Genomic DNA, 17,402 nt, shown 5'->3' with positions numbered 1-17,402 from the left:
ACGACTCCTCGTATCTTGGATCAGTCGTTCCAAGATATGATGCGGGGTATGCCGGATGTCAAACACTTCGACGAGGCCGAGGCGCTGGCCGTCGTCGAGCAGCTGTTCTGGCGCCGCGGGAGCGCGGCGACCGGGATCCAGGACGTGGTCGCGGCGACCGGGCTGAGCCGATCGAGCCTCTACAACGCGTTCGGCGGCAAGGACGACCTGTACGCGGCCGCCGCCCGCCGGTACCTCGAGCACCGATCGCGTCCGATGTTCGACGACCTCGCCGCCGACGACCGGGGTCTGCCGGCAGTGCGCGGGTTCTTCGACGAGTTGCTGCGACTGCGGCTCTCCGGCGAGTACGCCGGCTGGGGTTGCATGATGGCGAACGCGAACGCCGAGAACCCGCCGGACGCCGTACGGGCGGTGCTGACCGAGCATCACGACGTACTGCGGGACTCGCTGGCCGCCGCGCTGATGGTTGCTCAGCGCAACGGAGAGTTGCGCTCCGGGATCGAGGTCGGGGGCGCGGCGGAGATGCTGACGCTGCTCGCGTACGCCGTGAACCTGCGCTCGCGCTCCGGGGCGACGCGAGCGCAGTTGCGATCGGCGGTGACTGCCGCGCTGACCGCGCTGGCTAGCTGAGCCAGACCGCCGGGTCCGGGCCCTTCGGGACGATGCCCGTCGGGTTGATCGTCTCGTGCGTGACGTAGTAGTGCCGCTTGATCTGGTCGAAGTCGACGGTCTCGCCGAAACCGGGGAGGGCGTAGAGCCGGCGCGCGTACGCCCACAGGTTCGGGAACTCGGTCAGCTTCTGCCGGTTGCACTTGAAATGCCCGTGGTACACCGCGTCGAAGCGGACCAGCGTCGTGAACAAACGGATGTCCACCTCGCGCAGGGTGTCGCCGAGCAGATACTGCCGGTCGGCAAGCCGCTGTTCCAGTACGTCGAGGCGCGCGAACAGAGCGTCGTACGCCGCCTCGTACGCCTCCTGGCTGGTGGCGAATCCACAGCGGTAGACGCCGTTGTTCACGTCCCGGTAGATCTCGTCGATCAGTTGGTCCATCTCGGCGCGGGCAGCATCGTCGGCGGGAATCAGTTGGGGCGCGTCCGGGCGATGGAAGTCGGTCCACTCCGTGGAGAGATCGAGGGTGATCTGCGGGTAGTCGTTGGTGACCACGTCGCCGGTCAAGGTGTCGATGATCGCGGGCACGGTGACGCGGCCGTCGTACGCCGGGTCGGTGCGGTGATACGCATCGGAGAGGAACTCGATGCCGAGCACCGGGTCGCGGCCGGCCGGGTCCAGCGTGAAGCGCCAGCCGCGCTCGTCGCGGATGGGATCGACCACGCCGAGGCTGATCGCGTCCTCCAGGCCGAGCAGTTTGCGGACGATCACCGATCGGTGCGCCCACGGGCAGGCGAGGCTGACGATCAGCCGGTACCGGCCCGGTTCGACCGGCCAGCGCCCTTGGTCGTCCGGTCCCGCGCCCGGAGCCGCCGTGGACTCCCGGCTGATCCGGCCGGTGAATCTGTTGCCCTGCCGTTTCCACTCGCCGGTCGTCGACGTCTCCTGTGCGAACTGTGCCGGGGTCATAGCGTTAAAACTACCCCCGCTGTGAATTGGCTGGGCCTGTGGATCGTCACTGGCCGTTAGGTGGCAGTGGACGTTACAGTCGGGCTGACAAGGTCGTTCGGGACAATGTGGTCGCGGGCGGCTTGCGCGGTACGACACACCGCGGCCCGCGTCCCCCGGCAACCGGTTTGCCGGGCAGATTCCCAGGGATACTGACCTCATGGCCCGCCCACGGAACAACCCAGGCGATCTCGCCGAGCTCCCCACCGAGCTGCGGCCCGATCGCCCGAAGGGTGACCAGATTCGCGAGATTCTGGAGAAGCTCACCCGCTCGCTGGCCGTCGGCACCGTGCTGCCGTCCGAACGGGTCCTGGCCGAGCGCTTCGGTGTCGCCCGGATGACGGTCCGCCAGGAAGTGGACCGCGTGGTGGCCGAAGGTCTGGCCAACCGCCGCCCCGGCGGCGGCACGTTCGTCGCGGAGCCGCGCCCGTCCCGGATGCTCGCCTCCTCCTTCAGCCAGGACATGGCGAACCGCGGCATCCAGCCCGGCGCCAAGGTGCTCGAGCACCGCGTCGGCGCGGCCGACGAGGATCTCGCCCGCGAACTCGAAGAGCCGATCGGCACCCCCGTCCTGCACCTCGTCCGCCTCCGCACCGCGGACGGCGACCCGATGGCGATCGAACGCACGGCGCTGTCCCTGCACCGCTACCCCGGCCTCGACGAGATCGACTTCGGCGAGAAGAGCCTCTACACCGAACTCTCCACGCGGTACGGCGTGACGCTCGGCATGGTCTCCGCCTCCATCGTCGCCGCCCCGCCCGAGCCGGGCGACGCCGAGCTGCTCGAGATCGACAACTCGACCCCGTGCCTGATCATCACCTCGGCGCCCCGCACCGCCACCGACCAGGTCATCGAGTTCGGCCGCTCCATCTACCGCTCCGACCGCTACGACATCACGGTCGCCTACCGCGCCACCTGAGCACGAGGTAGTAGGTAGGGGTTGTTGCCCGCCCCGTGTGCTGTGCGGCCGCTAGCTTCGTCGCGCAGCACCTCAGACGCGTCCGCTACGCGCTCTCACCCGCCCTCCGGCTAGCGCCGCGTGAGCGGGAGCCCGGCGGGCGGGCTACACGTTCAGGCTGCGGAGGATGTTGGGGGGCTGGCCGCGTTCGGTGAGGCGGGTGACTATTTCTACGGTCAGCGCCTGGAGGAGCATGGCGCCGATCATCGTGGAGGTGGCGCCGGTGGGTTCGGTGGAACCCGGGACCTCGATCAGGGCGTCGCCGGGGATGCCGCAGTTGTCGATGACGACGTCGGCGGTCTCGAAGAGGCGTTGACCGCCGGGCGCGCGTGAGCTTGTCGCGTTGGAGTGGGCCAGCGAAGTCAGCGCGATGATCTGGGCGCCGTGTTCGCGGGCGCCGAGCGCGAACTCGACGGGTACGGCGTTCCGTCCGGAGTTCGACGCGATCAGGACCACGTCGCCCGCTTCGAGCTCGTTGATCTCCAGCAGGACCGCGGCCAGTCCGGGCAGTCGTTCGAGGAGCGAGCTCTTCTGCAGGCCTTCGTGCAGCATCAGTCCGGGTTCGAGGATCGCCCGTACGTCGGCCAGCCCGCCGGCTCGGCCGTAGACCTCCTCGGCGAGTGCGTGACTGTGCCCGGTGCCGAACACCCAGAACCGCTTCCCGCCCGCGAGCGCGTCGGCGACCAGGCCCGCCGCGACCCGGATCGCTCCCAGTTGCGTCTCGGCCGCGTGCTGCGCGATCGCCAACGCCTTGCCCAAGTACTCCTCGGCCCCAGCCATGCGCCGAACCTATCGTCCGGCCGCCGGCCGCCGCGAGGTCCCCGACTAGACCACTACGCCGATCGCCGTCCGGTGGTGGGCCGGATGGTCTACCTCGTCGACGAGCGCGGTCGCGAGGTCGGCGTACGAGATCAGGTCGGCGGCGTTCGCCGGGGCGACCCGGTAGCTGCCCTTGCGGGACGGATCGGCGTGGTCGAAGTCGCCGGTCGGTGCGATCGAGACCCAGTCGAGGGACGAGGCCGCGAACACGTCGAGCGCCGCCTGATGGGCGAGGAAGAACGAGCGGTACTCGCTCGGGTAGTCCGCCGAGTCCATCAGGAGGGTGCCGTCCGCGGTCGGGAGGATCGCGGCGAGGCCGACCCAGACCAGCCGCCGTACCCCGGCCTTCTCCAGCCCTTCGACCAGTGCTCGCGCGGCCGCCGGGAAGAACGCCGACGGGTCGCTCCCGCCGTCGTAGACCGCAGCGATCACCGCGTCCCGCCCGGTCGCCAGCTCCGCGATCCGCCCTGCATCCGTCACGTCCCCGACGACAACGCCGGCCTCTCGCGTGCCCGCCGTACGTGCGACCCCGACCACCTCGTGACCGCGCCCCAGGCCCTCGTCGACCGCCGCCCGGCCGGCGCGTCCGCGTGCTCCGATCACCAGAATCTTGCTCACCGCAACCTCCTTGGAATGGGTACGGCGACGGTAGGCGGGAGCGTGGTTACCGATTGGATACCGTGGTGGGTATGGAAGCGCTCCGAGCGGACATGTTCGAGGAGATCTGCCCGTCGTCGCTGCTGCCGTTCCGGGTCGGCGGCGACAAGTGGGCGGCACTGGTACTGCGCTGTCTCGAGGACGGCCCGCGGCGGTACTCCGAGCTCCGGGTTCCGTTGGCGCGGGTCAGCCCGAAGATGCTGACCCAGTCGTTGCGGTCGCTGGAGCGGGACGGATTCGTGCGCCGGACGGAGTACGCCGAGCCGGTCCGGCGGGTCACGTACGAGCTCACGGACCTCGGGCGGAGCCTGCTGGAGCCGCTCCGGGTGTTCTGTGGATGGGCCGAGGAGCACTGGGACGAGCTCCTGGACGCCCGCGAATCGTAGGTGCTGCCAACGCTGGGATCACGGGGAAGGAACCCCTCAGCACCTAGACTGCGCGGGTGGACGAGCAGACCCCGAACGCCCTGGCCCAGTTGCCGAGCTGGTTGCTGACCCAGAGTGCGGCCCAGGCACACCGGATCGTCACCGAGTCGTTCGCCGCCGGAGGTGCGCGGGCGTACCACTATCGGCTGCTCGCGACCCTGGTGGAGTTCGGTCCGGCCAGTCAGGCAACGCTCGGGCGGCGCAGTTTCATCGACCGCAGCGATGTGGTTGCCGCCCTCAACGAGCTGGAGGCGGACGGCTACGTCGAGCGCAGCCCCGACCCGGCCGACGGCCGCCGCAACATCATCACGATCACGACGGCCGGCAAACGCCAGTACCGGCGGCTCACGAACCTGATCGGCAAGGCGCAGGAGGAGATTTTCGCGCCGCTGTCGGCGACCGACCGGACCAAGCTGCGGTCGATCCTCGGCAAACTCCTGGCCTATCACCAGGAGTAATCGCTACCAGGTCGGGAGCTGGGCGCGGGCGTCCTTCTGGGTCCGCCGGACCCGCAGCTCGCGCGCGTGCACCCGGCGCCGGGCGGCCCGCGAGATCTTCCGGCCCTCGTCAGTCACGGCGGTCCGGATCTGCGCGGTCGGCTGCATCGGGTTCATACCAAGTCCGATGCACGCCCCACCCGTTTGGTTCCGCCGTACGGCGAATTGCCCCTGCCGCATGCCTGACCCGCGCCAATGCCGGCGCCGGTGGTTGCTCGCTGCCGCGACCGCTGCCGATCACACGCTTCTCACTCGGTGAGACAGATCCGCTCGACCCGGAATTGGTCCTGTTCGGCGCAGATTCGAAACGGCTCGTCGATACACCGGTTCCGTGGCAAGGTCAGCGTTGGTAGAAAGGTAGCCGGGCGCTCCAGCGCGCCGAAGCCAGCGAGGAGGAGTCGTCGACGTGACGAATGCAGAGTCACCCCAGTCCGGTGCGCCGTCCGGGGCCCCGTCCGAGGCACTGTCGAACCTGATGCACGAGGAGCGCCGGTTCGAGCCGCCCGCCGACCTCGCCGCGAACGCCAACCTGAAAGCCGACGCGTACGAGCGGGCCGCGGCCGACCTCGAGGGGTTCTGGGCCGAGCAGGCCAAACGGCTGACCTGGGCCACCGAGCCGACCGAGACGCTGGACTGGAGCAACCCGCCGTTCGCCAAGTGGTACGCCGACGGCAAGCTCAACGCGGCGTACAACTGTGTCGACCGGCACGTCGAGAACGGCCTCGGTGACAAGGTCGCGTACTACTTCGAGGGTGAGCCCGGTGACACCCGCGAGATCACCTACGCCCAGCTCAAGGACGAGGTCAGCCAGGCCGCGAACGCCCTGCTCGAGCTGAACGTCAAGGCCGGTGACATCGTCGCCATCTACATGCCGATGATCCCCGAGACCGTGGTCGCGATGCTCGCCTGCGCCCGGATCGGCGCCCCGCACACGGTGATCTTCGGCGGCTTCTCGTCCGAGGCGCTGAAGGACCGGATCCTGGACTGCGACGCCCGCGTCGTGATCACCTCCGACGGTGGCTACCGCCGGGGCGCGGCGGCGGCGCTGAAGCCGGCCGTGGACGCCGCGCTGGCGGACTGCCCGGACGTCCGCAACGTGGTCGTCGTGAAGCGCACCGGCCAGGACACCGCGATGACCGAGGGCCGCGACCTCTGGTGGCAGGACTTCGTCGGCAAGCAGTCGACCGAGCACACGCCGGAGGCGTTCGACGCCGAGCACCCGCTGTACGTGATGTACACGTCGGGCAGCACCGGCAAGCCGAAGGGCATCCTGCACACGACCGGCGGGTACCTGGTCGGGACGTCGTACACGCAGTGGGGTGTGTTCGACCTCAAGCCGGACACCGACGTCTACTGGACCGCCGCCGACATCGGGTGGGTCACCGGGCACAGCTACATCGTGTACGGCGCCCTCGCGAACGCGACCACCTCGGTGCTGTACGAAGGGACGCCGGACACGCCGCACCAGGGCCGCTGGTGGGAGATCGTGCAGAAGTACAAGGTGTCGATCCTGTACTGCGCGCCGACCGCGATCCGGACGTTCATGAAGTGGGGCGCCGAGGTCCCGGCGAAGTTCGACCTGTCGTCGCTGCGGGTGATCGGGTCCGTGGGCGAGCCGATCAACCCCGAGGCCTACGTCTGGTACCGCGAGCACATCGGCGGCAACAAGGCGCCGGTCGTCGACACCTGGTGGCAGACCGAGACCGGCATGCACATGATCTCGCCGCTGCCCGGCGTGACGGCCGGCAAGCCGGGTGCCGCGATGCGGGCGATCCCGGGCGTGAACGTGGACGTCGTCGACGACGCCGGCCAGCCGGTGCCGGACGGGTCCGGCGGGTACCTCGTGATCACCAAGCCGTGGCCGTCGATGCTGCGGACGCTGTGGGGCGACGACCAGCGGTTCGTGGACACGTACTGGTCGCGGTTCCCGGGGATGTACTTCGCGGGTGACGGCGCCAAGAAGGACGAGGACGGCGACCTGTGGCTGCTCGGCCGGGTCGACGACGTGATGAACGTGTCCGGGCACCGGCTCTCGACGACCGAGATCGAGTCGGCGCTGGTGTCGCACCCGAAGGTCGCCGAGGCGGCCGTCGTCGGCGCGTCCGACCCGACCACCGGGCAGGCGATCGCGGCGTTCGTGATCCTCCGCTCCGAGGCCGGCGACGGCGGTCCGGACGTGGTCCAGGAGCTGCGCAACCACGTCGCGAAGGAGATCGGCCCGATCGCGAAGCCGCGGCAGATCATGGTCGTCTCGGAGCTCCCGAAGACCCGCTCCGGCAAGATCATGCGCCGCCTGCTCCGCGACGTCGCCGAGAACCGCGAGGTCGGCGACGTCACCACCCTCGCCGACTCCACCGTCATGGACCTGATCAAAACCAACCTCGAAGCCGGCAAGTCCGACGAGGACTGAGCCCCGCGGTCGTTCAACAGGCCCCCGGTTTGTCCCGGGGGCCTGTTGTCGTTTGGGGACCTTGCACAGGCACTGGTGGCCGTGAACAGGTTATTGCTTGTTCACGGCAACTGCTGGGTGTCCGAGGACCCGGGAAGCGGCGCGAGGAAGGACGGGAGCTGCTCCAGGCTGGTCACCTCGGGCGGTGGGAAGTCCCGGGACGGGCCGTTGGGGCCTTCTTCGGGGCCGCGGAGGTAGTGGTTGACGAATTGTTGGGTGGTGGTGAGGGTGGTGGCGCACTGGGCTGGGGTGACTTTGCCGGTGGTGAGGGCTTCGGCGAGTTCTTCGAGGTCCAGGATCTGGTAGCGGTTGTTCGCCGGTGGGATCAGGAAGTCGACGTACATGTCGTGGACGACGAGACCCTCAGCGGTGTGCTCGAGGTCGATCAGGTCGACGTACCACCAGCCCTCCATCGGGCCCTCGAAGACTGCCGGCCTGGTGAGTTGGACGCCCTCGTCGAGCAGCAGGTAGCAGCGTTCGACCGTGGGGCGGCCGGCGACCTGGTACGGCGGGAGGATGTGGACGTCGTACGCGACGACCCGCCCCAATTGGCGGCCGCGGCACCATTGGCCGGTGCGGTGCAGGACCTGAACCTCGATCACGCGGGGCGCGCCTGGAAGATGATGATGCCGACGTACTGCGACAGCCACTCCTGCTTGTGCGGATAGCGCTGTTTGTTCTCGTCCGACAGCTGCGGTTCGAGGACCTGGTCGACCCGGAAACCGTTGCCGGTCAGGGAATTGTGGATCGACGAGAACGTGTCGGTCGTGTGCGTAATGGTGATCATGGGGTTCCACAGCGACGGGTAGGAGTACGGTCCGACCGCGTGGTACGCATCCCCGATCCCGACGCCATCGCGTTCCGACCGCTCCACGGCGTACCGGATCGGATGGGCCATCGACACCACGAGTACGCCGTCATCCGCGATCAACGACCGCACCGCGCGCAGCGTCCGCGCGCGATCCCGGGCGTACGCCAGCGACTGTAGGAACACGACCACGTCGAACCGCCGGCCCGCCAGCGCGTCGATCTCGTCGAGCGTCGACAGGTCGCCGGCGTGCAGCGTGACGTCCAGATCGTCCGGCGGCGTCAGGAACTGACCGCCGATATCCACTCCGAAGACCGAGGCAGCGCCGTGGTCCCGAGCGAGTTCGATCGCCTTCCCGCCGTTGCCGCAGCCAACGTCCAGGACTGTCTTTCCCGCGACCGGGCCGATCAGCGAGCGCTGCGCGTCCCACTCCAGCAAGTGGTCCAGGGAGTCCTCCCTGGCCCGGCGCTGTTCGTAGTCGGTCGTCAACGTCTGCCAGGGGTCCATCCAGCGAGGCTATCGGACACTGGCCCCGGGCCGGCTCTACTGTCGGGGGGTGACGATCGAGGCCAAGCGGATCGAGAAGACCAACCAGGAGCGGTTCCAGCTCGCCCAGCAGTGGGGTTGGCAGTTCCAGCCCGAGGCGCCGCAGTACGCCGACGCCTGGCAGGTGCTGCCGTTCACCCAGCGCGGGGATCAGCGGATCGCGTTCGGCGTGGTCAACGGTCAGTTCAACGGGGTGCCGTTCCTGACCTTCGACTTCCATCGCCGCCCGAAGGTGACGCACTACCACGACGCGTGGACGGACCGGGAGCTGAGTTCGCGGGACACGGTCACGATCGACACCGTGTGGGCGGTGAAGCTGCCGATGCCGATGCCGTTCTTCCAAGTGGCCTCGAGCATCGATCCGGCGTTCGACGTCGACCCGTACCCGGAGCCGCAGACGCCGGACGGCAAGTTCAACCGGTGGTACAAGCTGATCGACACCGACCCGAACATCGCCGCCTACTACCTGCATCCACAGTTGATGAAGCTGATGCGGGACGCCAAGCTGCACACCTGGGCGGTCGTCGGTGACGACCTGCTGTTCATGGAGCACCCGATCTTCGGGCGGACCAAACCCGACGAGATCGTGGAGACGCTCGGCAAACTCCTGCAACTGGTGAACTTGTTCCCGTTCCAGGCCTTCGCGAACGGACCGCAGCGATGACCGCCGTTGTCGCGATCATCCACGCCGGCCTCGCCGCGGCCTGGGTCGGCGGGATGGCGTACTCGCTGTTCGTCGTCCAGCCGAAGCTGAAGAAGTACTTCGGCAAGGACCAGGACGGTCGCGAGACGCTCACCGCGGTGATTGCCTCGGGCAACCGGTGGAAGGTCGTCGGCCTGATCGCCGCGATCGCGGTCAGCGGGATCGTCCTGCTGTTGATGAACCACGACCACTGGCAGGTCCACGCGGTCAAAGGCCTGCTCCTGCTGATCGCGACCGGCGTCTTCTGGTACGTCTCCTGGCGGCACTGGCCGCGACGCGTGTTCGCGACGTCCGCCGAGCTCCCGGCCCTGCAACGCCGGCTGGTGGCGCTCGCCACCACGATGCTCGGTCTCGCCGGGCTCGCCTTCGCGCTCGGCGTCCTCTCAGTACACCTCTGAGTCCACCCGTGGGGTGAGAGGTTCCTCACGGAACGAAGCGCTTGTGTCACACACCGCGAGAAATACATTGGGAAGGAATGCATCTCGCGAGCGGGAGGAGCGACGGTATGTGCGGCATCACCGGCTGGGTGGCCTACCGGCAGGACCTCGAAGCGCAGCGGGACGTCGTCGACGCGATGACCGAGACGATGTCCTGCCGCGGACCGGACGCCCGCGGCACCTGGTACGCCCCGCACGTCGCGCTCGGGCACCGAAGACTGGCGGTCATCGACCTCCCGGGCGGTGAACAGCCGATGACCACCGAGGTCGGGCACGACGGCCGGGCGGTCACCCTCGCGATGGTCTACAGCGGTGAGGTCTACAACTACACCGAGCTCCGCGACGAACTCCGCCGCCGCGGCCACGCCTTCACCACCGACTCCGACACCGAGGTCGTCCTGCGCGCCTACGCCGAATGGGGTACGGCGTTCGCGGAACACCTCAACGGGATGTACGCGCTCGCCATCTGGGACCCGCGGATCGAGACCCTGGTGATGGTCCGCGACCGGATGGGCATCAAGCCGTTCTTCTACTACCCGACCGCGGACGGGGTGCTGTTCGGCTCCGAACCGAAGGCGATTCTCGCGAACCCCGCCGTACCGGCTGTGGTCGAGGCGGACGGGCTGCGGGAGACGCTGACCGCGACGAAGACGCCCGGCAGGTCGTTGTGGGCCGGGATGTCCGAGGTGGAGCCGGGGACTGTCGTCACGGTCGACCGTTCCGGAGTACGGAAGAGCGTGTACTGGCGACTGGAGACCAGGCCACACGTCGACGATCAGGAGACCTCCGTCGCGCGGGTCCGCGAGTTGCTCGACGACGTCACCCGCCGCCAGCTCGTGGCCGACGTACCGAGGTGTGTGCTGTTGTCGGGCGGGCTCGACTCCAGCGCGCTCACGGCGCTCGCGGCCGGTCAGCTCGCCGAGGAGGGGCGGAAGGTCCGCAGCTTCGCGGTCGACTTCGTCGGGCAGGAAGAGAACTTCCAGCCGTCCGAGCTCCGCGGTACGCCGGACACGCCGTACGTGCACGACGTCGCGGACCTGGTGCATTCGCAGCACTCCGACATCGTGCTCGACAACGCGGCGCTGACCGACCCGGAGATCCGGCGGAAGGTGATCCGGGCGAACGACGCGCCGGTCAGTGGCGACATCTTCGGGTCGCTGTACCTGCTGTTCTCGGCGATCCGGGAGCAGTCGACCGTCGCGCTGTCGGGGGAGTCGGCCGACGAGGTGTTCGGCGGGTACCTGTGGTTCCACGACCCTGAGGTGCGGAGCAAGCCGATGTTCCCGTGGCTCGCGTACATGGTGTCGCGGCGCCCGGGAAACCACGTCCACGTGCTGCGGAAGGACGTGCTGCAGAGGCTCGATCTCGGCGGGCATCTGCGCGATCGGTACGCCGAGGCAGTGGGCGAGGTCGGGCGGCTCGACGGCGAATCCGACGACGAGTGGGCGATGCGGAAGATCTGCTATCTGCACCTGACCCGGATGGTGCGGATCCTGCTCGACCGGAAGGACCGGATGAGCATGGCCGTCGGGCTCGAGGTCCGGGTCCCGTTCTGCGACCATCGGCTGGTCGAGTACGTCTACAACACGCCGTGGTCGCTGAAGACGTTCGACGGGCACGAGAAGAGTCTGCTGCGGGCCGCGACCGCCGACGTGCTGCCGCGGTCGGTGGTGGAGCGGCGCAAATCGCCGTACCCACAGACCCAGGACCCGGCGTACGTCGTGACGCTCGCCGGTCAGGTCCGGGAGTTGCTCGCGGACAAGCACGCGGTGTTCGAGCTGGTGGACCGGAAGCGGGCGGACGAGCTGGCGCGGTCCGCCGACGACGCGGCGCGCCGGCAGCTCGAGCAGACGCTCTCACTGGCGACCTGGCTGGACCTCTATCACCCGGATATCAAGCTCAGTCGGTAGGACAATTTGGGTGCCTGTGCCAGGATGGCGCTTCCCGACGGAGGTGATCACGATGGCGCAGGAAGCATTACAGCTGCTCGTCAGCATGCACCGGATCGTCAGACACCTGCGCCGGAGCAGGACCACGACGCTCCTGCACCCGACGCAGTTCCTGGCGCTGATGCTGATCGCCGACGAGCAACCGATCCGGATCGGCGAGATCGCGGCCCGGGTCCCGTGCTCCCAACCCACCGCGACCACGACGGTCGCGGCGCTGGAGCAGTCCGGCCTGGTCCGCCGCGAGCCCGACCCCGTCGACGGCCGCGCCACCGCGGTGGTCCTCACCGACACCGGCGCCGCCACCGTCGAGGCCTCCGGCCGTCAAGCCGCCGACGAGCTGGCCCACCTTCTCAGCCGCCTCGACGAACCCGACCGAGCCCTCGTCCTCAAAGCCGGCGAAGCCCTCGCGCGGATCGCCGACGACCTCTAACGCAGCCCGGGGACGACGCTCACGGTGTAGGGCGGCGTTCCGGGCGCACCGTCGAGCTGGCTGTTGACCCACAGCAGCCGGTCGCGGTCGCGGGCGATCGTCGTCGGGGTCGCGCCCGCCGTACCGGGTGCTGAATCCGCGACCAGCGTTGCCTGGGTGAGGTCGTGGTTCAGGATCGCGAGTCTGGTGACGTACTTTCCGCCGCCGGCGTTGTAGACGGCGTACAGGCGGTGTCCCTCGAGGAGGTAGCCGTCGCCGGACAGGATGCCGTTCGGGACGTCGAGGACCGTGACCTGCTTCGTGCGGAGGTCGATCCGGTACGTGACGTCCTGCCCCTGCTCGCCGACCAGGAGGACCCGGCCGTCGGTGACGATCCCGTTGAGGAAGTACGGCGTGGGCCGGATCGCGTCCCGCGTGATCCACGGTTCGAGTTCGCCGAGGCCGTCGCGGGTGAGTGGTGCACGCCAGATCTGGTTGGTCGCCGAGTCGGTCACGTACACGGCGTCACCGGCGATCGTGAAGTCGTTCAGGAACGAGCCGGCGGCGGCCCGGCGTACGTCGAGCAGGCGGCCGCGGGCGTCGTACAGGAACAGCTTCGAGGTGCTCGCACCGGCGATCAGGACCCGGCCCCAGCGGTCGACATGAACACCGGTCGCGGACGTCCGGCCATCGCTGCCGGCGGGGAGGAACTGGGTCAGCTTCGGGGTACGGGTGGTGCCCCTGTAGACGGCGCCGGTGCCGACGCTGGTGACGTACATCGTGCCGTCCGGCGTCACCGTGATCCCCTCAGGTGTATCGCCGGGTACGGTCGAGACGACGTACTCCGTCGGCCGGTGGGTGGCCGAGGCGGACGCGGACGGTGTGGCCGACGGTGCGATCGCCAGGGTGGTCGCGGCCAGGACGGTGAGGACTGCCAGACGTTTCATCAGCCCAGCGTCGGAGAGTACGACGGGTCTGCGCGACCGGATTCGGTCTGAGCCGAACAAGTCCGGCCCGAAGGGGCGTATGCCGGGGAAGGCCGTGCCGAACTTCGGGCGGAGGAGGTCCGGGGCTGAAGGGTGGGCCGGGGAAGTTCGGGGCGGACAGGCCTGCCCAGGGAGGCGTTCTGCGGTCACAATCGTGGGATGATCCGGGTCCACTTCAGCGCGGCGGACCTCGGGCGGGTCACTTTCCCGGCCGAACCGCATCCCTTGTGGGAGGCCGCTCTCGCCGCCCGCGCACTGGGGCAGCCGTCACTCTCGCCCGCGGTGTGCCGCTGGCGCCGAACGGCAGGCCCTCGGGTCCGGGGCTCGATGCGTCCACTCTTCAAGCTGATCTCGCCGGGTGGACTGTTCCCGCGCTTCCTGGTCCCGGACGTCACCGGTGGCTTGGAGCCGGCCGTCGAGGCCCTGATGGACACGCCCGCAGAAGTGATCCGCGACCAGCTCGGTCCGTGGCTACCGCCCGAGATCGATCGCTACCTGCAGGGGCTGCTCGCAGGCCGGGCCGGTTCCCGTCGAGCCTTGGGCGCGGCCGTTCGCGATTTCCACGAGCACGTCCTGGCCCCTTCGGAACTGCACCGTCACTACAGCGCCGACCTGGGGCGACGTACCCGGACAATCCTCCACGAAGGCGTCGACGCGCTCCTGTCTTCTCTCCACCCGGATGTCGACTGGTCCGCTCCGGTCCTCACCACCTACGGTCCGGACGACACCGACCACCAGGTCGCCGACATCCACCTGAACGGCCGCGGCCTGGAGCTCTACCCGTCGCCGCTCGCGGCCACCTGTTCAGCCATGGACGTCCCGGACCGCCGTCCCGTCCTCGTCTACCCGTGCGCGGAACTCCCCGCCACCGAACTCGCCACCGCCGATGCATTGGCCGATCTCCTCGGGCGCACCAGATCCGCCGTACTCCGAGCCCTCGTCCACCCCGCCACGACGACGCAACTCTCCCGCCGGGTAGGCATCTCGCCGGCCTCCGTCTCGGACCACACCCGAGTCCTCCGTGCCGCCGGGCTGATCACCACCGAAAGAAGTCAAGGCACAGCGCTGCATGCCCTGACCTCCAGTGCCCGCTCACTACTCGTTGGACGGCGCGATAGTTGCTCATGGCAATATCCACAGGATGTTCAGGTTGTGGATGACGAATTTCGTTGAAATAAAGGGGTTCTGGCTTTGAGAACTGTCGGTGGGGGTCTCTAGGCTTTGGGGTATGGAACTCTTGGGTGAGCGGCCTCCTGAGGTAATGAGCGAGCGCGAGCTCGTGCATGCTCTCGACCAGAGCCACGCCGACCTCGCCCGTCTGGAGACCTACCGTCTGCGACTCCTCGCGGCCCTGGATCAGACCGGCCACGCCGAGACCGTCGGTGCCCGCGACACGGTCCAGTTCATCGAGTACCGCTACCGCCTCGATCACTTCCGTGCCCGTCGCGATATGCAGCTCGCCCGTGCGCTACCGAAGTACCAGGCTGTTTCCGCCGCCCTGGCCGACGACGCCGAGTCTGTGGTGCTGATGCGGCCGGCCCAAGCTGAGGCAATCGTGCTCGAGCTGGAGAAGGCGCCGTCGACCGTGCCCGTCGACGACCTGGACTGCGCCGAACACGAACTGGTCCGCCTCGCCCGCCATCTTCCCCCGGCCGACCTGCGCAAAGCTGCCGTCCAGGCCCGCGACATCCTCGACACCGACGGCCCGGAACCCGAAGAACGGAAGGCCTCCGCCCGCGAGACCCTCACCCTGACCCCGGCCGACCGCGGTGTGAAGTTCAAGGGCTATCTGGCCAACGAGAACGCCGAACTCCTTCGCACCGTGATCATCACCGGTGCGCGCCCCCACCGGACGATCGACGGCGAGCCCGATCCCCGCTCCCGCGAGAAGCGCCAGGCCGACGCCCTGACCACAGCCCTGACCCTCGCCGCCACAGCCCTGGACACCGGCACCCCAAGCCCCACCATCCCGCGCCCCACCAAAACCACCCCACCAGCACCTGCGAGCCCCACTGGCTCCGCAGGATCCACTCCACCAGCGTGTGCGAGCCCCATTGGCTCCACGGACACCGCAGGGCGCACTGCGGCAGCGTTTGCGAGCCCCACGACGTCTACTGAATCCGCAGAGCGAACTTCAGCAGCGGTTGCGAGCGTCGCGGGGGCCGTGGACTCTGCGGGGCGCACCCCACCAGCGGGTTCGAGCGCCAGTGGGTCATCGGACTCCGCAGGACGTGCAGGTTCGAGTGGTGATGTGGTGCCTGGCTTCGGGGCCAAGGCGAACATCACCGTGACCATCGACCTTCAAGACCTGCAAGCGGCAACCGCGGACGCGATCGGACAAACCGTGTACAGCAACGGGTTGTCCGCCGTCACCCTCCGACGGCTGGCGTGCGACGCGAAGATCATTCCGGTAGTCCTCGGCTCGAAATCAGAGCCACTGGACGTCGGCCGAAGCGAACGCCTCGTCACCCGAGCGATGCGCCGCGCCTTGAACACCCGCGACCGAGGCTGCGTCGTCTGCGGCGCCCCACCCGTCATGTGCGACGCCCACCACCTGATCTCCTGGGTCGACGGCGGCGTCACCGCGGTATCGAACCTCGTGCTGCTGTGCCGCCGGCACCACGCCGACCTGCACGCCGGCCACTGGCACATCACCATCACCGACGACACCGTCCACGTCACCCGCCCCACCTGGGCGGACCCACCACCTCCTCGCCACCACAACCCACCGCGACGCGCCCCCCAACCCTCCGAGCAACCCACGCCCAAGCCACGCGATCCCAAGCCACGCGATCCCAAGCCACGCGATCCCAAGCCACGCGATCCCAAGCCACGCGATCCCAAGCCACGCGATCCCAAGCCGCGTGAACCTGCGCTGCGTGAACCTGCGCTGCGTGAGCCCGCGCTGCGTGAGCCCGCGTCGCGTGAACTGGCGCTGCGTGAACCCGAGCCGCGTGAACCTGAGCTGCGTGAGCCCGCGTCGCGTGAGCCCGCGTCGCGCGAACCCGCGCTGCGTGAGCCCGCGTCGCGTGAACCCGCGTCGCGTGAACTGGCGCTGCGTAAGCCCGCGTCGCGTGAACTGGCGCTGCGTGAACCCGAGCCGCGTGAACCTGAGCTGCGTGAACCTGAGCTGCGTGAACCTGAGCTGCGTGAACCCGCGTCGCGTGAGCCCGCGTCGCGTGAACTGGCGCTGCGTGAACCCGAGCTGCGTGAATCCGCGTCGCGTGAACCTGAGCTGCGTAAGCCCGCGTCGCGTGGGCCCGAGCCGCGAGAACCTGAGCTGCGTAAGCCCGCGTCGCGTGAGCCCGCGTCGCGTGAACCGGCGCTGGGTCAGCCCGAGTCGCGTGAGCCCGAACCCGCGTCGCGTGAGCTCGCGTCGCGCGAACCCGAAGCGCGCGGGGGTGAAGCGCGCGGGGGTGATTCATGGAGCAGGACGGTCTTGTCTGCGCCTGCTGCCGCCGGCCCACGGACAAGCCGTTGGAAGTCCACCGACGCCACCCTGGCGAACGCAGCACTCTTCGCGATGCATGGGATCGCGCCTCAGACCGAGTCCGGCATCGGCCCGCCGCCCTTCGCAACAACTTGAGCTCCGCGCCACCGGACCCTCCCCAGCGTTGCGGCCCTTCGCCGATGCACTGCCCGTACTTCGCTGCCTGAGTTCGTCAAAGCGGTTCGTCCGAGGAAGCTCGTCAGGGCGGGGTGGGAGGCGCAACATATGGCGCGGCACACCTGTGGGTGCGGTTCGCCGGGCCTGGGTGGAACGACGTACGTGGTCATGTCGTGTGGGACCGCAGGATAACCACGGGTCCCGAGGAATCTCCGCGGCAGCAGGCACGGCGCCGAGCACGGCGGGAGACGTGAGCTGTACGACGCGTGTGGGTGAGCCTCGTGCGGTCGGAGAGGTTGGCGGCGGCGCGCGTGAGGTGTGGGCGGACGTTTTGCGGGGTGTGGTGAAGCGCGGGTGGTGAGGCGCGGGTGAGGCGCGGGTGGTGAGGCGCGGGGTGTGGTGGGGCCGGGGGTGTGGTGGGGCCCGGGGTGTGGTGGGGCCCGGGGTGTGGTGGGGCTGGTGCAGGTCGTTGGGGTGGAGGTGGGTGGGCGGAATTGGCGGAGTGCGATTGGGGGAGCGGGCTGAGTCTGAGCG

At 68.9% G+C, this 17,402-nt stretch carries 18 protein-coding genes; 11 read left to right on the top strand and 7 right to left on the bottom strand.

Annotation, left to right across the window (positions count from 1 at the left end):
• Positions 1-48: 48 nt before the first annotated feature.
• A complete protein-coding gene (locus tag ACFYRH_RS02770) occupies positions 49-630 on the top strand; it encodes a TetR/AcrR family transcriptional regulator (protein WP_387767023.1) in 582 nt (193 codons plus the stop codon).
• Here ACFYRH_RS02770 and ACFYRH_RS02765 read toward each other — a convergent pair.
• Positions 623-1,579 carry a glutathione S-transferase family protein gene (locus tag ACFYRH_RS02765; protein WP_387767020.1) on the bottom strand — a complete coding sequence of 319 codons (957 nt, stop codon included), beginning with the start codon at positions 1,577-1,579 and terminating at the stop codon, positions 623-625. The two genes, ACFYRH_RS02770 and ACFYRH_RS02765, sit on opposite strands and share 8 nt — an antisense overlap.
• A 199-nt stretch (positions 1,580-1,778) precedes the next feature.
• On the opposite strand from ACFYRH_RS02765, the gene ACFYRH_RS02760 reads away from it, so the two are divergent.
• Positions 1,779-2,537 carry a GntR family transcriptional regulator gene (locus tag ACFYRH_RS02760; protein WP_387767017.1) on the top strand — a complete coding sequence of 253 codons (759 nt, stop codon included), beginning with the start codon at positions 1,779-1,781 and terminating at the stop codon, positions 2,535-2,537.
• 144 nt (positions 2,538-2,681) lie between these two features.
• Here the strand turns inward: ACFYRH_RS02760 and ACFYRH_RS02755 are convergent, their stop codons facing one another.
• Positions 2,682-3,356, bottom strand: a complete 675-nt coding sequence (locus ACFYRH_RS02755; RefSeq protein ID WP_387767014.1) for a sugar isomerase domain-containing protein — start codon at positions 3,354-3,356, stop codon at positions 2,682-2,684.
• Between the two features lie 45 nt (positions 3,357-3,401).
• Positions 3,402-4,013, bottom strand: coding sequence for an NAD(P)-dependent oxidoreductase (locus tag ACFYRH_RS02750; protein WP_387767011.1), 612 nt, complete (start codon positions 4,011-4,013; stop codon positions 3,402-3,404).
• 71 nt (positions 4,014-4,084) lie between these two features.
• Between ACFYRH_RS02750 and ACFYRH_RS02745 the strand changes: the two genes are divergently transcribed.
• The gene (locus ACFYRH_RS02745; RefSeq protein ID WP_387767008.1) at positions 4,085-4,438 is read left to right on the top strand and encodes a winged helix-turn-helix transcriptional regulator; all 354 of its coding nucleotides are present in this window, start codon (positions 4,085-4,087) and stop codon (positions 4,436-4,438) included.
• Positions 4,439-4,494: 56 nt separating this feature from the next.
• Complete coding sequence (locus tag ACFYRH_RS02740) at positions 4,495-4,935, top strand: MarR family winged helix-turn-helix transcriptional regulator (RefSeq protein WP_387767004.1); 441 nt, start codon at positions 4,495-4,497, stop codon at positions 4,933-4,935.
• 3 nt (positions 4,936-4,938) lie between these two features.
• Here the strand turns inward: ACFYRH_RS02740 and ACFYRH_RS02735 are convergent, their stop codons facing one another.
• Positions 4,939-5,091 carry a hypothetical protein gene (locus tag ACFYRH_RS02735; RefSeq protein ID WP_387767001.1) on the bottom strand — a complete coding sequence of 51 codons (153 nt, stop codon included), beginning with the start codon at positions 5,089-5,091 and terminating at the stop codon, positions 4,939-4,941.
• Between the two features lie 358 nt (positions 5,092-5,449).
• Here ACFYRH_RS02735 and acs point away from each other — a divergent pair, with 358 nt between their 5' ends.
• Entirely contained in the window at positions 5,450-7,384 is a 1,935-nt protein-coding gene (gene acs / locus ACFYRH_RS02730) for an acetate--CoA ligase (RefSeq protein ID WP_387771691.1), read from the top strand.
• A 101-nt stretch (positions 7,385-7,485) separates the two neighbouring features.
• Here acs and ACFYRH_RS02725 read toward each other — a convergent pair whose 3' ends face one another.
• Together ACFYRH_RS02725 and ACFYRH_RS02720 are read right to left on the bottom strand one after the other, a co-directional pair.
• Complete coding sequence (locus ACFYRH_RS02725; protein ID WP_387766998.1) at positions 7,486-8,025, bottom strand: hypothetical protein; 540 nt, start codon at positions 8,023-8,025, stop codon at positions 7,486-7,488.
• Complete coding sequence (locus ACFYRH_RS02720) at positions 8,022-8,738, bottom strand: methyltransferase domain-containing protein (RefSeq protein WP_387766995.1); 717 nt, start codon at positions 8,736-8,738, stop codon at positions 8,022-8,024. The genes ACFYRH_RS02725 and ACFYRH_RS02720 overlap by 4 nt, the downstream gene beginning before the upstream one ends.
• 49 nt (positions 8,739-8,787) lie before the next feature.
• Here ACFYRH_RS02720 and ACFYRH_RS02715 point away from each other — a divergent pair, with 49 nt between their 5' ends.
• The 4 genes from ACFYRH_RS02715 to ACFYRH_RS02700 all read left to right on the top strand — a co-directional run bounded on the left by ACFYRH_RS02715 (position 8,788) and on the right by ACFYRH_RS02700 (position 12,296).
• Entirely contained in the window at positions 8,788-9,441 is a 654-nt protein-coding gene (locus tag ACFYRH_RS02715; protein WP_387766992.1) for a hypothetical protein, read from the top strand.
• Positions 9,438-9,878: a hypothetical protein gene (locus tag ACFYRH_RS02710; protein ID WP_387766989.1), complete on the top strand. Its 441-nt coding sequence runs from the start codon at positions 9,438-9,440 to the stop codon at positions 9,876-9,878. Before ACFYRH_RS02715 ends, ACFYRH_RS02710 begins: the two co-directional genes overlap by 4 nt.
• Positions 9,879-9,985: 107 nt before the next feature.
• Positions 9,986-11,827, top strand: coding sequence for an asparagine synthase (glutamine-hydrolyzing) (gene asnB / locus ACFYRH_RS02705; protein WP_387766986.1), 1,842 nt, complete (start codon positions 9,986-9,988; stop codon positions 11,825-11,827).
• Between the two features lie 10 nt (positions 11,828-11,837).
• Positions 11,838-12,296, top strand: coding sequence for a MarR family winged helix-turn-helix transcriptional regulator (locus ACFYRH_RS02700; protein WP_387766983.1), 459 nt, complete (start codon positions 11,838-11,840; stop codon positions 12,294-12,296).
• Here ACFYRH_RS02700 and ACFYRH_RS02695 read toward each other — a convergent pair.
• On the bottom strand, positions 12,293-13,222 hold the full coding sequence (locus ACFYRH_RS02695; protein WP_387766980.1) for a superoxide dismutase: 930 nt from the start codon (positions 13,220-13,222) through the stop codon (positions 12,293-12,295). The genes ACFYRH_RS02700 and ACFYRH_RS02695 overlap by 4 nt on opposite strands.
• 198 nt (positions 13,223-13,420) lie before the next feature.
• On the opposite strand from ACFYRH_RS02695, the gene ACFYRH_RS02690 reads away from it, so the two are divergent.
• Together ACFYRH_RS02690 and ACFYRH_RS02685 are read left to right on the top strand one after the other, a co-directional pair.
• Complete coding sequence (locus ACFYRH_RS02690) at positions 13,421-14,434, top strand: ArsR/SmtB family transcription factor (RefSeq protein WP_387766977.1); 1,014 nt, start codon at positions 13,421-13,423, stop codon at positions 14,432-14,434.
• Positions 14,435-14,489: 55 nt separating this feature from the next.
• The gene (locus ACFYRH_RS02685) at positions 14,490-16,847 is read left to right on the top strand and encodes a DUF222 domain-containing protein (RefSeq protein ID WP_387766974.1); all 2,358 of its coding nucleotides are present in this window, start codon (positions 14,490-14,492) and stop codon (positions 16,845-16,847) included.
• The last annotated feature ends 555 nt before the right edge of the window (positions 16,848-17,402 follow it).

The sequence above is a fragment of the Kribbella sp. NPDC004875 genome (genome assembly GCF_042873375.1).
GTDB lineage: Bacteria > Actinomycetota > Actinomycetes > Propionibacteriales > Kribbellaceae > Kribbella.
This window is presented reverse-complemented; position numbering and strand designations above follow the sequence as displayed.

Coding starts and splice junctions, on each gene's coding strand:
- ACFYRH_RS02695 (WP_387766980.1), bottom strand. CDS start 13,222: ATGAAACGTCTGGCAGTCCTCACCGTCCTGGCCGCGACCACCCTGGCG.
- asnB (WP_387766986.1), top strand. CDS start 9,986: ATGTGCGGCATCACCGGCTGGGTGGCCTACCGGCAGGACCTCGAAGCG.
- ACFYRH_RS02720 (WP_387766995.1), bottom strand. CDS start 8,738: ATGGACCCCTGGCAGACGTTGACGACCGACTACGAACAGCGCCGGGCC.
- acs (WP_387771691.1), top strand. CDS start 5,450: ATGCACGAGGAGCGCCGGTTCGAGCCGCCCGCCGACCTCGCCGCGAAC.
- ACFYRH_RS02745 (WP_387767008.1), top strand. CDS start 4,085: ATGGAAGCGCTCCGAGCGGACATGTTCGAGGAGATCTGCCCGTCGTCG.
- ACFYRH_RS02690 (WP_387766977.1), top strand. CDS start 13,421: ATGATCCGGGTCCACTTCAGCGCGGCGGACCTCGGGCGGGTCACTTTC.
- ACFYRH_RS02710 (WP_387766989.1), top strand. CDS start 9,438: ATGACCGCCGTTGTCGCGATCATCCACGCCGGCCTCGCCGCGGCCTGG.
- ACFYRH_RS02770 (WP_387767023.1), top strand. CDS start 49: ATGCCGGATGTCAAACACTTCGACGAGGCCGAGGCGCTGGCCGTCGTC.
- ACFYRH_RS02765 (WP_387767020.1), bottom strand. CDS start 1,579: ATGACCCCGGCACAGTTCGCACAGGAGACGTCGACGACCGGCGAGTGG.
- ACFYRH_RS02735 (WP_387767001.1), bottom strand. CDS start 5,091: ATGAACCCGATGCAGCCGACCGCGCAGATCCGGACCGCCGTGACTGAC.
- ACFYRH_RS02755 (WP_387767014.1), bottom strand. CDS start 3,356: ATGGCTGGGGCCGAGGAGTACTTGGGCAAGGCGTTGGCGATCGCGCAG.
- ACFYRH_RS02685 (WP_387766974.1), top strand. CDS start 14,490: ATGGAACTCTTGGGTGAGCGGCCTCCTGAGGTAATGAGCGAGCGCGAG.
- ACFYRH_RS02760 (WP_387767017.1), top strand. CDS start 1,779: ATGGCCCGCCCACGGAACAACCCAGGCGATCTCGCCGAGCTCCCCACC.